This is a genomic window from Flavobacteriales bacterium, from assembly GCA_013001705.1.
In the GTDB taxonomy this organism is placed as follows: domain Bacteria; phylum Bacteroidota; class Bacteroidia; order Flavobacteriales_D; family JABDKJ01; genus JABDLZ01.
The window spans coordinates 1-13,855 of sequence record JABDLZ010000004.1 but is presented as its reverse complement, the minus strand read 5'-3'; the positions used below and the strand labels follow the sequence as shown (position 1 = coordinate 13,855).

Sequence of the window (13,855 nt, the reverse complement as noted above, 5' to 3'; positions counted from 1 at the left end):
CCACCTACATCGCTTCAAAGTAGAAGTAGGAGATGAAGTGGCTGCCGGACAGGTCATCGGTCTGGGTGGAAGTTCAGGTCATAGTACCGGTTCACACCTCCATTTCGAGATGCGATTCAAAGGCATTCCTCTCGACCCAGGACAGATCATCGATTTCCGTTCACAAGCACTGTACAATGACACCATCGTCCTCAAGAAGACCCGCTGGAGCTATGCCGTGCTCCCTAAAGGCACCAAATACCACATAGTGGAGAAAGGGGACTATCTTCACCGCATCGCAGGGCAATATGGACTTTCTGTACAGGCGATCTGCGAGTTGAACGGCATACGTAGGAACGATTATCTGCGTTTAGGACAAAAGCTCAGAATAGGAACACAATGATCACAGGTATACGAAGCGCTATCCTCACTTTTTGCGCATTCGTTCCTATCCTTCTTCTCTCTCAGGAGAACGTCACCACACTAGGCCTTCAGATCAAACCCATCCTGGTCTCCGATATTGGAGGTGCTGGACCATTTGAAGTGGCCAATGGTCCATATCGGCTCAGTATAGAACCACGTACCGGTCTATCCTTCGGTATGGTGATACGCCAAGGGCTTACCAAGAATATCTCAGCAGAAGTAGGGCTCAATCGAGTGGTACGACAGTACGACTATGCCTTCACCGATGAAGAGACCGGCTTCCAGCGGACATTGGATTTCGGTTATGTGAACTATGAGATTCCCCTCAAGGGATTGGTCTTCATTCAATTAGGTGAGCGCTTGTTCATGAATACCGGACTCGGACCGTCTATCGACCTATTTGCAAGTGACGTGGGAAGTGGGGACCTCGAACTTGAACAGATCACCCTTCGTGGCCAATGGGCCAAGATCGCTTTGGATGCCAATCTGGGATTCGAGTACCGGACACGTAAGTCCGGGTATATCTATTTGGGCGCTAGTTTCCATAATCCCTTCTCGGCCGTGGCCAAATCCAAAGTGACCTATCGAACTTCAACGGAGCAGAATGACGTCATCTTCGACCTGAATGCAGGCTACTTGACCTTCGATATCAAGTATTATTTCCACGAGGACCCTGAGCGTAAGTAAGCGACCGGCACTCTAGGAGTGCTAGGATCGAACAATCTATTGGGGGCATATTCCCTATATCTGCGGACAATTGTTGCTTAGATTTGTCGCAAACCTTTATAACTCATCATGATTCGAAAATTACTCTCTTCGATCGTTCTGATCGCAAGTATCAGTGCTTTCGCACAACCAGATAACGACACCTGTGCAGATGCACAATTCATCGCCATGGGTGGCCCGGAGATCTGTATTCCTACCCAAGGGAACAATATCGCTGCTGGCAGTGACTCATTGACACCCGGATGCGCCAACTATCAAGGTGGTGAGGTCTGGTTCACATTCATCGTGCCTTCCTCTGGAATCGCTATTATCGAGACCTCTGCAGATACCTCAGGAAATATAGATACAGGTATGGCCGCTTATGTGGGCTCTTGTGACGACCTGACATTGCTCGATTGCAATGATGATGGAGGCGTTGGCTTGTATTCTCTCATCGAATTGACCGGATTGACTCCAGGCTCTCAAATGTTTGTAGCCGTATGGGAATATGGTGGAAATGCCGAAGGGTTCTTCAACATATGTGCCTATCAACCACCAGTATGTCCAGATATCGAAGCCAATACATTCGAGACCGATAGCACATCTGTCGACTATATCAGTGTTACCTGGGAATCGTTCAGTCCTGGAAGCCAATTCACTGTAGAATATGGTCCCGAAGGATTCGAGTTGGGTACAGGTACTCAGATAACGGGTATAACCGGTACGGATGGACCTCCTGTAGAAGTGACAGGTCTGGATACCTTCTCATTCTATGATTTCTATCTATGGGCCGTGTGTGACCCAGAGAATGCCACGGATACCATCATGGACACTTTCAACACAGCTCCGGGTATCTTGGCCAATGACGATTGCGAAACAGCAACCCTGCTTCCTGTGAATGGTCCCAATGAATGCATTCCCACTGTAGGATTCAATGATGGAGCCACTGATTCAGGAGTACCCCACCCTTGTGCCTTCTATCAAGGTGGTGATGTATGGTTCTCATTTGTAGCACCTCCGGGTGGTGCCGTATACGTAGAGACCAGCAATGCCGGTGGATTCACCGATGGTGGACTGGCCCTGTATGGTGGTGACTGCGCAGGTGGTCTAGAACTCATCGATTGCGATGACGATGGTGGAGAAGGACTCTTCTCACTCATCGAAGCTTTCGGACTCACTCCCGGTGAGACCTATTACGCTGCTGTTTGGGAATTCGGAGGAAACGTGGAAGGTGCTTTCAACATCTGTGTATATGAGCCACCTACATGCCCGACACCAGGTCAGTTCTCCTTCTTTGTGGATTCTGTTTCGGCCACCGATGCTTACATCGAGTGGGATGCGATCAACATAGGTGCCACCTACTACATTGAGTATGGTCCAGATGGTTTTACACCCGGTACCGGAATGGTAGCCACTGGGGTGATCGGTACCGATGGCCCTCCTGCACATCTACCTGGATTGGATGCTGCGACTGTCTATGATTACTATTTCCAAGCGGTATGTAGCCCTGGAGATTCTACCGATGTGCTCGGCCCCTACTTCATGCAGACTTTGGAGACTTGTCAGTCTACCAGTGTCTTTGAGATCCAGGTCGATACAGCCGGTTTCGATTTCGCTACTATCTCTTGGCCTCCGTATAACCCGGGTGCCACATTCGTCATCGAATACGGTCTAGAAGGATTCACCCCTGGAACCGGAACGGTGATCACAGGTACAGTTGGGGTCGATGGACCTCCGGTGACCATCCCTGGTCTACTGATCAGCTCCAACTATGAACTCTACCTTCAAGAAGCATGTGATGTGGATGATTCGACCCAAGTGGCCGGACCCTTCCTATTCGAGACCGCTTCTCTCCCTCCTGACAATGATGACCTGTGTGGAGCTGCGACATTGATCGTCAATGATCCCTTTATGATGTTCAATACCGAAGGGAGTACTCCAGAAGCAGGTGAAGCAGAAGGCTCCTGTTTCGGAGTGACCGGAACCCTTGAAACGGTCTGGTTCGAATTCACTGCGCCTGCATCTGGTGAAGTGACCGTATCCACCGACCTTGCGGATACCGAATTACATGATACGCATATCGCCATCTATGAATTGACGGGTGATTGTTCCGACCTCACTAGTCTGGTGGAGATCGGCTGTGATGAGGACGGTGGAGATGAAGCTCCATTCGGCTATACCTCAGTAGAGGAATTGACCGGATTGACCGAAGGTCAGAACTACTACATCCAAGTTGATGGTTGGGCCGAGCAAGATGGAGAATTCGGAATCAGAGTGTTCGAGGATGTGATTTCGGTCGAAGAATTCGTCAGCCAAGGTTTCTCTTTGTTCCCGAACCCTTCTGAAGGTCAGGTGACATTGACTTCAGGCGACATGAACGGACTTGTAGACATCGAGGTCATCGACATGAATGGACGTACGACCTACGTAGAGAGAGCCGTTCTCGAAGCGACCCGACCTGTCATACTCGATCTGGAAGAGCTCGAAGCAGGCATCTATATGGTGAGAGTCCTCAATTCGGAAGGATTCAGCATCCAACGATTGGTGATCGAATAATTCGTTGAAAACTAAACGACTTGAAAAGGTCCATCGGCAGTGCCGATGGACCTTTTTTCATGTACAAACCGTACCTTCGAGGCTCTTATATTTCAATTTCAGTAGTAGAATGGCATTTTCCATCGTAGGCAAGATAAAAGTGATCAAAGAGACTCAGCAGATCACCGATACATTCAGAAAAAGAGAATTCGTACTCACGGATGATTCATCCAATTATCCGCAGCACATCCTTTTCCAATTGACCCAGGATAATTGCGACCTGCTCAATGGATTCGTGGAAGGCGAAGAGATAAAGATCATGTTCAACATACGTGGACGTGAGTGGACTTCACCCCAGAACGAAGTGAAATTCTTCAACTCGCTCGATGTTTGGAAAGTCGAACGTACTGCTGATACGGTAGCACCTCAAGCAAGTGCGTCAGCTCCTGCTCCTACGGCTATTCCGCCTCTTCCTCAAGAAGATGACGACCTACCTTTCTAATCTGTTTTTGAGGGAGCTTTCTTAGGCCGTTCTCACATCCAAGATATCGCGCAAGCGGTTTCCTATCAGCATAAGGGAGAGCACCAGTAATGTGATACATATCCCTGGAAGAATGGCCAAATAGGCCATATCTGTAGTGATATATGCATAATGCTCTTTGATCATCCCTCCCCAAGAAGGCATAGGAATCTGTGTTCCTATGCCTAGAAAGCTCAAGCCGGCCTCGATCAGGATGGCTGAGGCGAAATTGGCAGCAGATATCACAATGACAGGTCCCATGGCATTGGGCAGCATGTGTTTGAAGATGAGCCGCCGGGAACTATATCCCATGGAGCGGCCTGCTTCGAGATAGGGCAATTCACGGATGCTTAGGAATTGCCCTCTCACCACTCGGGCCACCTCTACCCACATCGTGAGCCCAACTGCAATGAATACCTGTACAAATCCCTTCCCCATCACCAAGGTGATGGCGATGACCATCAGCAGTGTGGGAATCGACCATATGACGTTGATCAACCACATGATCAATCCATCGGTCACACCTCTGAAATATCCGGCAATAGCGCCTAAAGTGATTCCTATGAGCAGGGAGATCAGTACGGAAATGAAGCCCACTGAAAGACTGATCATGCTCCCTCCCATCAAGCGGCTCAGCATATCCCTTCCGAAACTGTCTGTGCCTAGTACAAAAGTTTGATGCTCAGTGTATTCATCGACCGATTGCATAGCTTCTCCATGAGATAACCGAGCTAGAGGTCGCCCCGCTATTCGATCGCTGCGATAGGTCTGATGTCCATCTAGATACAGGGCCAGTTCGTTATCCCCGATCTGAACCGAGTCGAATGGATAGCGTTCGTGACCCTGCTCCAAGCCTCCGAAGAATAGTCCCTGTAAGGGCACATTGCTGGTAGGTACGTCCTTGGCCACAGAGAAGAATTTTACTTCGGTTCCGGGGGCAGAACGTGCAAGAGCCAGATGTTGTTCATTGGCGAAGGAAGAAGAGTCGGGTCTCAGATAGGCCCCTGCAATAGCCACCATTGAGAAGATCACAATCACCAAAAGGCCTGCTCTGGCAAGCGGGTCGCTCCATAGCCCTTTCCAAAGTCCTTGTGATCTATTCATTGATAATGCCTTCCCTTCCAATCAAAACCACTGAAATACCGATTGAAAAATGCCACCGGATACATCAGGGTCTGTATCAGACTGGCCAAGGGCAGCAGGGGAATCAAGGATCTTTGGCCTGTCCAATCCAATGAGCGAATAACAAAGGTCCAATCCGCAATACTCTTGACCAGTAATAGCATCAAGGATAGGTACAAGAGCTCGGATTTAAATATCCCAGCACATAAAAGAACCCATATCAAGAGGTTCAAAAACAAGAGATACCATCCGATTATCAAGGTATCGCGATCGGTGTACTGTCTAGCTTTCGAAGCCCATCGCGTGCGTTGGCTGATGAGTTCGGTCCATGTAGCAGGCATGTCGGTCATAACCTGTAGTCTTTTATCGGCTATGACCTTTATCTGACCGCCTTGGGACTTGATGTTATGAAGCAAGAAGACATCATCTCCAGAAACGATCTCATTTGACCAAGTGGCATATTTCCTCTTAAAAGCGAGATGCGCGCCATTGGCCATAATCGGTCTGCCTAGAGCACCCATGGCCAATGAGCTACATACCAGACTGGCAAAGTCGATACATCCATATTTAGAGATCAGCGTCTCCCCTACTATCCCATATAGGGGTAGAATGAGCATATCACTCGCATCTGAAGAAGAGAGATGGAAGCTGATTCTTCGCATCCAATCGGATGGCAACCTGATGTCAGCATCCAATGTTATGATCCAAGGAGAATCAGTAGCCTGAATTCCTGTGCGTAGAGCATCCACTTTCCCTCTCCCTGAATTCCGGATAAGCAGATGCTGATCGTATCCAGCGATAGCCTTTGAAACAAAAACGGTGCTTCCGTCATCGCTTCCGTCATCAACCCATTTGATATGCAGCTTGGTGTTCTTCGGAATCTCACAAGCAATCAGGTCGTTCAGCAAAAATCCGATGTTCTTGACCTCATTTCTGAACGGAATCACAATGGTAAGCTCCAACACTTCTCTTTGGGAGGACAGGTCAGTCGATGGCTCTTGAGTGGCTTTGGACCATCCCAGATGGAGTATTCCGATGAAAGCGAGATAAGTCAATCCAGCAATACACACGAGCATACCCATAACCTCAAAGCTAATCGCATTCCGCGCAATGGACGTGTGTATCTTTGACTACATGTCGCGTATCCCAAAAGAGTCGGTCATACTGGGTGTGGATCCTGGTACCAGTGTCATGGGTTACGGGATTATCTTGGTGGAAGGAAACAAGGTACAGATGGTGACCGCAGGATGTATCAAACTGAACAAAGTAGATGACCACTCGATCCGATTGAAGAACATCTTCGACCGCATGGTCCAACTCATCGACACCTATCATCCCGATCAGCTTTCTATCGAGGCACCATTCTATGGAAAGAATGTGCAGAGTATGCTCAAATTAGGACGTGCACAAGGGATAGCGATAGCTGCAGCACTCAGCCGGGATGTGCCCTATATGGAATATGCTCCACGTAGGATCAAACAAGCCATTACCGGCAACGGTGCTTCGAGCAAAGAGCAGGTAGCTGCAATGCTTCGCTCCATCCTTCAATTGGACGATCTACCAAAAGAACATGACGCTACTGACGGCTTGGCTGCAGCGATATGTCATCATTATTCCAATCAGGGAATAGGACTGGTCAAGGGAAATTCTGGTGGATGGAGTAGCTTCATCAAGAAGAACTCGGATCGTATTCTCTGATCAGGATCAGGCCTGGGAAATCTTCTCAGCCAGCTCTTTCATCTTGTCTGCTGCTATCTCCAGCTTAGGCTTGGAGAAATCCATGTCTGAGACATGGTTGATGGGAATGAGGTGGATATGGGCATGAGGCACTTCTAGACCGATGACACACACGCCTATCCGCTCACAGGTCAGTACCTTGTTCATCTTCAGCGCCACCTTCTTGGCGAATAGATGCAGTCCAGTCAATTGATCGTCATCCAGATCGAAGATGTAGTCTACCTCCTGTTTCGGTATGACCAACGTATGTCCCGGAGTCAAGGGATTGATATCCAAGAACGCCAGATACCTGTCATCTTCCATGACTCGATAGCATGGAATATCACCGGCCACTATCTGTGAGAAGATGGATGCCATCAGCGAGATATTCTGATGATCTCGAATTGCATGGCTCCACCCGGAGTCTCTATCTCAGCTATGTCGCCCACTTCCTTGCCAAGAAGCCCCTTTCCGATGGGAGAATCGACAGAGATCTTCTTAGCGGCCAGATCGGCCTCGTTCTCAGCTACCAGTGTGTAGCTCATCTCCATCCCATTGCTTTTGTTCTTGATGGTCACCGTAGACAGGATGAAGGCCTTACTATCATCCACCTGGGTCTCATCTACCAAACGGGCATTTGCGATGGTCTCTTTCAATTTGGCGATACGCATCTCCAGTAGACCTTGCGCTTCTTTTGCCGCGTCATACTCGGCATTCTCAGAGAGGTCTCCCTTGTCCCGAGCTTCTGCTATCTGCTGAGAGATCTTGGGACGTTCTACTGTTTCCAATTGCTTCAGTTCGTTCTTCAGATTCTGAAGTCCTTCCTCGGTATAGTACGCTAACTGACCCATGTGTGTTGATTAGTGACAAAAAATGAGAAAACCCCTCGAGGGGCCTTCTCACTGTGAAAATACGTAATTCTTAGATTCTATAGACTGATAATCAGATGTCTATGCGTGCACCTATGCTGTGGACCCCATCAAATGGAGAGGTATCGCGATAGGTATAGTCAACTCCGATAGAGCCACCATCCTTACCAATAGGCGCTTGAATGGATAGACCAGCTGTAAGTCCTGTCAGGAACGTTGCAGCATCTGTACTTGAATCATCTGCTTGGTCGAAGGAGTATCCTCCACGTAGCATGAACAGATTCTTGAAGGCATACTCGACACCAACATTGTAGTTGTCACGAGAGAATGCATTGGATACGAACGCAGCATTGGTCGTGATCGTATGATTCTCATTCAGTAGGAAATCATAGGCAGCACCGATCTGGATCAACGAAGGAATCTCATGTTCTGCACTCCTCGTCTCAGCTGTGGCAATGTTTCCATTATTGAGCGTAGTCTGGAATGAAAGTCCATCTCCGGCAAAGGAGATCGGAGGACCTACATTCTTCAGTGCAATCCCGAATTTGATCTGATCCTGCTCACCGGTCACATACTTGATACCCGCGTCAAAAGCAATACCAGAGGTGCTCGCGTTGAACATGGATTCTGACAGCACCTTCACCGTCATTCCACCATAGATACTATTGGAGAACTCCTTGGCATAGGAGAGCCCGATAGTCAAGCTATTGACTGCAAACGTAGAACCATCACCTTCTGGTACATCGGTAGTGGCAGTGATGAAATCACCGTAATCGAGAGACATGACCGAAATACCGAGTACAGATGACTCTCCTACACGTTGAGCCAATCCGATCGAATTGATGGATATATCCGATCCGCTCATCCAATCTGTATTGGTGAACATCATCTCGGTCTTACGTGTAAAGGCAAGTCCTGCTACATTCATGAATGAACCTTCGATACCGATGACCGAAGCCACATTTGAACTGGCCAAGGCCGATGATCTGGCCCAAGGGTTGATCAGGAGTTGAGTACCACCTGCGGTACCTATCCTGTCTTCATTCCCGGCCAAGAGTCCACACGGAATCATCAATCCTGCTAGTAGAACGGCTGCTATTCTTTTCTTCATCATGGTCGTTTTCTGTCTATTCAACAAATAGAATTCAATGCTTTGGTCTATGGTATCAGAAGTTATCTAGGTCGATCGGGCGCATGACACCGAACCACTTCACGACTTTCTCGCCTACTCCTTCTACTTCGATATGGAAGATATGTACTCCACCTGCGATAGGTACATTCCTTTCATTCTTCAGGTCCCAATCAACGAATGTCGTTGGGCTTTCCTTCTCGATCGTCCTGACCAGTATTCCACCTGCATCATAGATACGCACACGAGCTATCTTGTCTGCGGGTAGATTGATGATCTTAACGCGGTTATCCAATCTCGACAGTTCGTAGTCAGAAGAACCATAGTATGGATTAGGTACCACATTGATCTCATTCATCTCCATGGACTCCACAAGTACAGAATTCACATTCATTTCTGTAGCGAAATCCTTGGTGTCGAATCGATAGTACGGGAACCAATCATTCTCATTGATATGGTAAGCAGGTTGAGTCGGATTGGTGCTAGGGAAGTCACTCGCATCGAACTCATCGGGCTCGATCACTCCACTTTCCTCATCCCAGAAGAAGTATGGGAATTGCTGTGTCCATAACTCGTCCTCATCCACATACGGGTAATCTTCATAGACCGTCTCTATGGTAGCATACCTAGCATACGGTTTTGCCACTCTCAATCTAAGTAGAGCGTCAGAAGGAATCAGTCCTTCTTCAACGGATAGAAGATCGAAGCCATCATTCAACAATGGAAGCATGACCCAGGTACAGGCCCTGAATACTCGCTTACGCTCTGTATTCCCCTCATTGATGTTATGATAGAGGTAGGTAGCGTTGTCGTAATGCGTCATACGCTCATCACGGGTATCCTGCCTTCTGAAGTTCCTGAAGACATAGATGTAGTGCATACCACCGAATCGTGCATTGGTCGGATTGAAGGTCCCGAATCCACCATCATTCCAGATAGTGGAGGTAGGATTCCAGATCATATCGCGACCATTCTCCAAGGCTAGTGCACTATTCTCAGAGAACGCCATATTCAATCGCTCACCTGATTCCACATCCACTGCATAACCTGGGAACCAACCCATACCGAAGCTTAGGTCCAGCAGTTCTTCATCTGCATGTGTATCCGGATCATCCGTAGGCCAAGCGGCAAGTTTATAGCGATCCTTCTCTCCAGTGGAAAGGTCATCGAGCATGTCTTGAGTCATGAGCTGTAGCCCATTCATCGTACACTCGTCATAATCTCCTCCGTTCAGCTGATTCTTACCGTTCTTATCGACAGAGAGTGCAATTCGTGCTTTGTTCTTCTGCTGTTGACCTGCAGCCTCTGATGGGAAATGTTGATTCTCCAAGACCGGGACACGAGTCCAGTGATCCTTGTTACTGGTGAATACCACATCTACATTGTTCAGATCCGTCATACGGGTAGAACTCGGAACCTGGAAAGTCTCATCTATAAATGCAGGTCCAGTCCAAGACTGCGCACCTAAATGCCATGGCGATACCGTACCACCTAGAACACTCTCATACTCTTCGTTCGGGTCGATGTTGTTGAAGTCCAAGTAATAGGCTTCCTGCTGAGGATCACCGGGATCTCCATCTTGAGCTTCTGTATTGGAACCTGATCGAATCCAGTTCTGTTCCGTCTGATTATCTGTATCAGGAACTCCTGTCAACCAGTTCTTCTCTGGATCATCGAATGTCAATGAAGCCTCCAAGAAATCAGGGAGTTCATTGGACGAATCCGGAATACGGATGTACTCGTACTGTTCGATATCGATCGAGATACCGTAGTCAAGCACGAGTTGCTCTCCTCCTATTTCCAGAGTATTGTTCGAGAATATCGTGTCATTCGTATTGGCCAGGTCGACCAGATACCAACCTATATTATCAGTGTCCTCCAACTCGAATTCGTCTGCAACATCATCCACACTCAAGTCTGGATCATTGGGGATCAATCCGAGATTGAATTCCGCAGACCGCACACGCAAAGGATCGACCACGCGGATATTGATCGGTGATGAGTTACGGACATACTCCAACTCATCTACGATATTGAATTCACTATTGAGGAGATTCAACTTGGTCTCATCTGTGATATCGACCACATTTCCACCGTTCCCTTCACCCTCGATACGGGTCACAGGTACAATGTCACCGAAATCCGAGTTGAATACGGTTCCTCCATTCTCCAATGTAGGATCATGCGGAATGGCAGTCACTACCGGAATACCTCCAGTAGCTGTCTTACGAGACTCCAGGTAAGGCAATGGCTGTCCTGTGAATGCGAATGAATTATATTCCTCATAGTTGTTGTAGGCATAGGCTACAGCCATGAAGTAGTACTTCTTGAAATTGACCAGATCAGGACCTTCCGTAGAGAAGGCATCTCTAGTGACAATGAAAGAGTGACGGATGCCGTCATCCGAACCATTGACTGCTTCAACAGGCACTTTCATCCCCAACTGCGGATCGTCCACATAGTTGACGATCTGATCCACTCCATCTTGGATATCGGTCTGGAAGATCAAACGAGCGCGGTCTGGATCACCCAGCTCGGCAGAGGAAACAGATGCATCTTTCAATTGGAAGATCTTGTACCCTTGGAACTCGTAGTACTGATCTTCAATCGGAATCTCCTCACCCTCTGAAGTGATGTCCGGAATCAGTGGGTCGAAAGCGAATTCACTAGGGAAACCGTAAGACTCACGAAAGTTGTTCGATGTAGGATTCTCATTGGACACATACAAGATGATGGTTTTATCGAGTTCTTGTGCCGCGAGGTCCGGAGCATCCGGTCCACTCAGGATACGGAAACAGTTGTCGAAGAGTGATTGCGCTTTGTCATCGGCAATCCTCAATGAGTTCAAGGTAACTTCTGTATTGGCGAAGGGACGTACCCACACCACTCCTACTGTGATATTATTGAATTCTCCTGGCTCCAGACGGAATTTACCCGCTGACTGGATAAAACGTCTATCACCCGGCTCATTCCCTTCTGAACCTTCAGTCCAGTTGTCATTGGTCACAGAACCTTCCGTTGCGAATCCGACCGGGTCTGTAAGTCCTGGGAACATATAGTCTGTCTGGACCGATCCTCCTACTCCATTACCTCCATAGGTCATGGGCTCACCGTTCATCCAGATACCATCCAAGTAACTGTAAAATTCGATAGCGATATCCGGCTCTCCATTGATAGCAGGAGTAGTTGTTTGGTCATCTCGGTTATAGTAGACGAATCTTCTCATTCCGAAACGCTCATTGTCCACTACACCATCACCGTATCCAATCCCGATACCTTCATAAGGAATACCGAGCGAATCATTCACGATCTGTAGATCGGTGGTCAGAGGGTTATCATATCCATCAGGATCCTGGAAAGGACCTTCAAAGAAGTCGATCCCTACAGCTGGAGGTAGAACATCGTATCCAGGTACACCATCACAAGCCGCATCGTTCTCATCACCGTTATAGGTATATCCCAGTCCACGCTGAACATCACAACCCACATAGTCATCCGTAGGACATCCCACGTCTGGATCCACCCACTGACCGAAGTAGCACTCATCTAGAGTCTGCGTACCTCTGTTGATCAGTACATAGTTATAGAAGGTCATGTTGTTGATCTCGTCCGTAGTGGTGTAAGCAAATGCTTGTGCTTGGATCTCCATACCGATCTGCTGACCACCTGTCTCAGTGTGGATTCCTCCATTGTCATTGAAAACCCACCAGATGGCCTCATCACCGAAGAGAGGAAGTGGGTCTGTCACCTGACGTGTCTTACAGTCAATCGCATTGTCCAGATCGAACCATGGATAATCCCCTTGGCTAGGCTCATACAGTCCATTGCCATCAAAGTCCCAATACGGAGCCAGATAGGCCGAGTAGTTCGGATCGGAATTGTAACCAGGCCAGTTATTGAAATAATCCGGCATGGAGTAGCCATCAGGAAAGAGTTCATCTACGTCACAATCAGGATCGTTGATACACTGGAAATAGGCTCTATGAATCTGCACATCTGTGCGGCTGACCCCTGATGGACGTCTAACATCGAAATCGGGAGCCGTATTTCCTGTTGGGAAGTGGGCATCGAACTCCGAATATCCAGTCGTGTTACAGAAATCTGCAGTGGCGAAACCATTGTTGGAAAGTGGACCATTGAAGAAATCCGTTCCCCCACCTGAACGATAGGTGACCGCAGCCAATTTCAACTGACCATCTGGAGAATATCCTCCGATCCAAAGCGCACCTGCATACAGTGAGTGAATAGAGATTTCACCAGATTCTGGATCCACTTTAGGCACTTCATAAGAAGCATCTCCATTGTCCTCCCAGATCTGACCACCGGCCTCAAGTCCGAAACGCACGTTGTTCAATGCGAACTCGGTATAGGCAATAGGGGGATTACAATCGGCCATCTTGGAAAGCGCAGAGGCTGAAGCTTTGCTCTTCTTATTCGAATTGCTCTTGCCTTCGTACTCCTTTGCTTCTGCCAAGAAGGAGATCATCGTCAAGGCAACGAAAAGTCCAAGGGCTCTATTCAAGTATCGGTTAAACATCATGATTTACTGTGTTTTATTCTTCAAATAGGTTACTCTGATCGCTATCAGAAATCCAGTTTCACACCCAATTGTATTGTTCTTCCAAGTCCGTAGTTGTAAGGGTCGATGAGTCTCAGGAAGTACAGGTCAGCATAGGCTTCAGGGCTCGGAGCACCTGCTACGGCCTGTTGACCTTCCGGAGTTACAAGGAATCCGTCATCATCCGGGTCACCGGTGAATGGATATACCCTTACCACATTCTGTGTATTCAGTAGGTTGTTGATCAGCAGGTAGATGTTGAGGTTGGCTGTCTTGGCCTTCTCTCCTTCATCGTTCTT

Annotated in this window: 12 protein-coding genes; 5 read left to right on the top strand and 7 right to left on the bottom strand. The window is 48.1% G+C overall.

Annotated elements, in window-relative coordinates:
• The 4 genes from HKN79_00125 to HKN79_00110 all read left to right on the top strand — a co-directional run.
• The coding region (locus HKN79_00125; protein ID NNC81957.1) for a peptidoglycan DD-metalloendopeptidase family protein at window positions 1-382 on the top strand (382 nt) is incomplete at its 5' end.
• Window positions 379-1,089 carry a hypothetical protein gene (locus tag HKN79_00120; GenBank protein NNC81956.1) on the top strand — a complete coding sequence of 237 codons (711 nt, stop codon included), beginning with the start codon at window positions 379-381 and terminating at the stop codon, window positions 1,087-1,089. The genes HKN79_00125 and HKN79_00120, both read left to right, overlap by 4 nt.
• A gap of 108 nt (window positions 1,090-1,197) precedes the next feature.
• Window positions 1,198-3,663: a T9SS type A sorting domain-containing protein gene (locus HKN79_00115; protein ID NNC81955.1), complete on the top strand. Its 2,466-nt coding sequence runs from the start codon at window positions 1,198-1,200 to the stop codon at window positions 3,661-3,663.
• A gap of 109 nt (window positions 3,664-3,772) precedes the next feature.
• On the top strand, window positions 3,773-4,144 hold the full coding sequence (locus tag HKN79_00110; GenBank protein ID NNC81954.1) for a DUF3127 domain-containing protein: 372 nt from the start codon (window positions 3,773-3,775) through the stop codon (window positions 4,142-4,144).
• A 21-nt stretch (window positions 4,145-4,165) separates the two neighbouring features.
• On the opposite strand, the gene HKN79_00105 is transcribed toward HKN79_00110, so the two are convergent.
• On the bottom strand, window positions 4,166-5,266 hold the full coding sequence (locus HKN79_00105; protein NNC81953.1) for an ABC transporter permease: 1,101 nt from the start codon (window positions 5,264-5,266) through the stop codon (window positions 4,166-4,168).
• Window positions 5,263-6,366, bottom strand: coding sequence for a glycosyltransferase (locus HKN79_00100; protein ID NNC81952.1), 1,104 nt, complete (start codon window positions 6,364-6,366; stop codon window positions 5,263-5,265). Before HKN79_00100 ends, HKN79_00105 begins: the two co-directional genes overlap by 4 nt.
• 52 nt (window positions 6,367-6,418) lie before the next feature.
• Between HKN79_00100 and ruvC the strand changes: the two genes are divergently transcribed.
• Entirely contained in the window at window positions 6,419-6,982 is a 564-nt protein-coding gene (gene ruvC, locus HKN79_00095; GenBank protein ID NNC81951.1) for a crossover junction endodeoxyribonuclease RuvC, read from the top strand.
• 6 nt (window positions 6,983-6,988) lie between these two features.
• Here ruvC and HKN79_00090 read toward each other — a convergent pair whose 3' ends face one another.
• From HKN79_00090 to HKN79_00070, 5 genes are all read right to left on the bottom strand, one after another.
• Window positions 6,989-7,378: an HIT family protein gene (locus tag HKN79_00090; protein ID NNC81950.1), complete on the bottom strand. Its 390-nt coding sequence runs from the start codon at window positions 7,376-7,378 to the stop codon at window positions 6,989-6,991.
• Window positions 7,378-7,851, bottom strand: a complete 474-nt coding sequence (gene greA / locus HKN79_00085; protein NNC81949.1) for a transcription elongation factor GreA — start codon at window positions 7,849-7,851, stop codon at window positions 7,378-7,380. The genes HKN79_00090 and greA overlap by 1 nt, the downstream gene beginning before the upstream one ends.
• Before the next feature lie 91 nt (window positions 7,852-7,942).
• Window positions 7,943-9,004: a PorV/PorQ family protein gene (locus tag HKN79_00080; GenBank protein NNC81948.1), complete on the bottom strand. Its 1,062-nt coding sequence runs from the start codon at window positions 9,002-9,004 to the stop codon at window positions 7,943-7,945.
• 31 nt (window positions 9,005-9,035) lie between these two features.
• Window positions 9,036-13,520 (bottom strand): hypothetical protein, encoded by a 4,485-nt coding sequence (locus HKN79_00075; protein NNC81947.1) that lies wholly within the window; start codon window positions 13,518-13,520, stop codon window positions 9,036-9,038.
• 62 nt (window positions 13,521-13,582) lie between these two features.
• On the bottom strand, window positions 13,583-13,855 hold a 273-nt coding region (locus HKN79_00070; GenBank protein NNC81946.1), incomplete at its 5' end, for a hypothetical protein.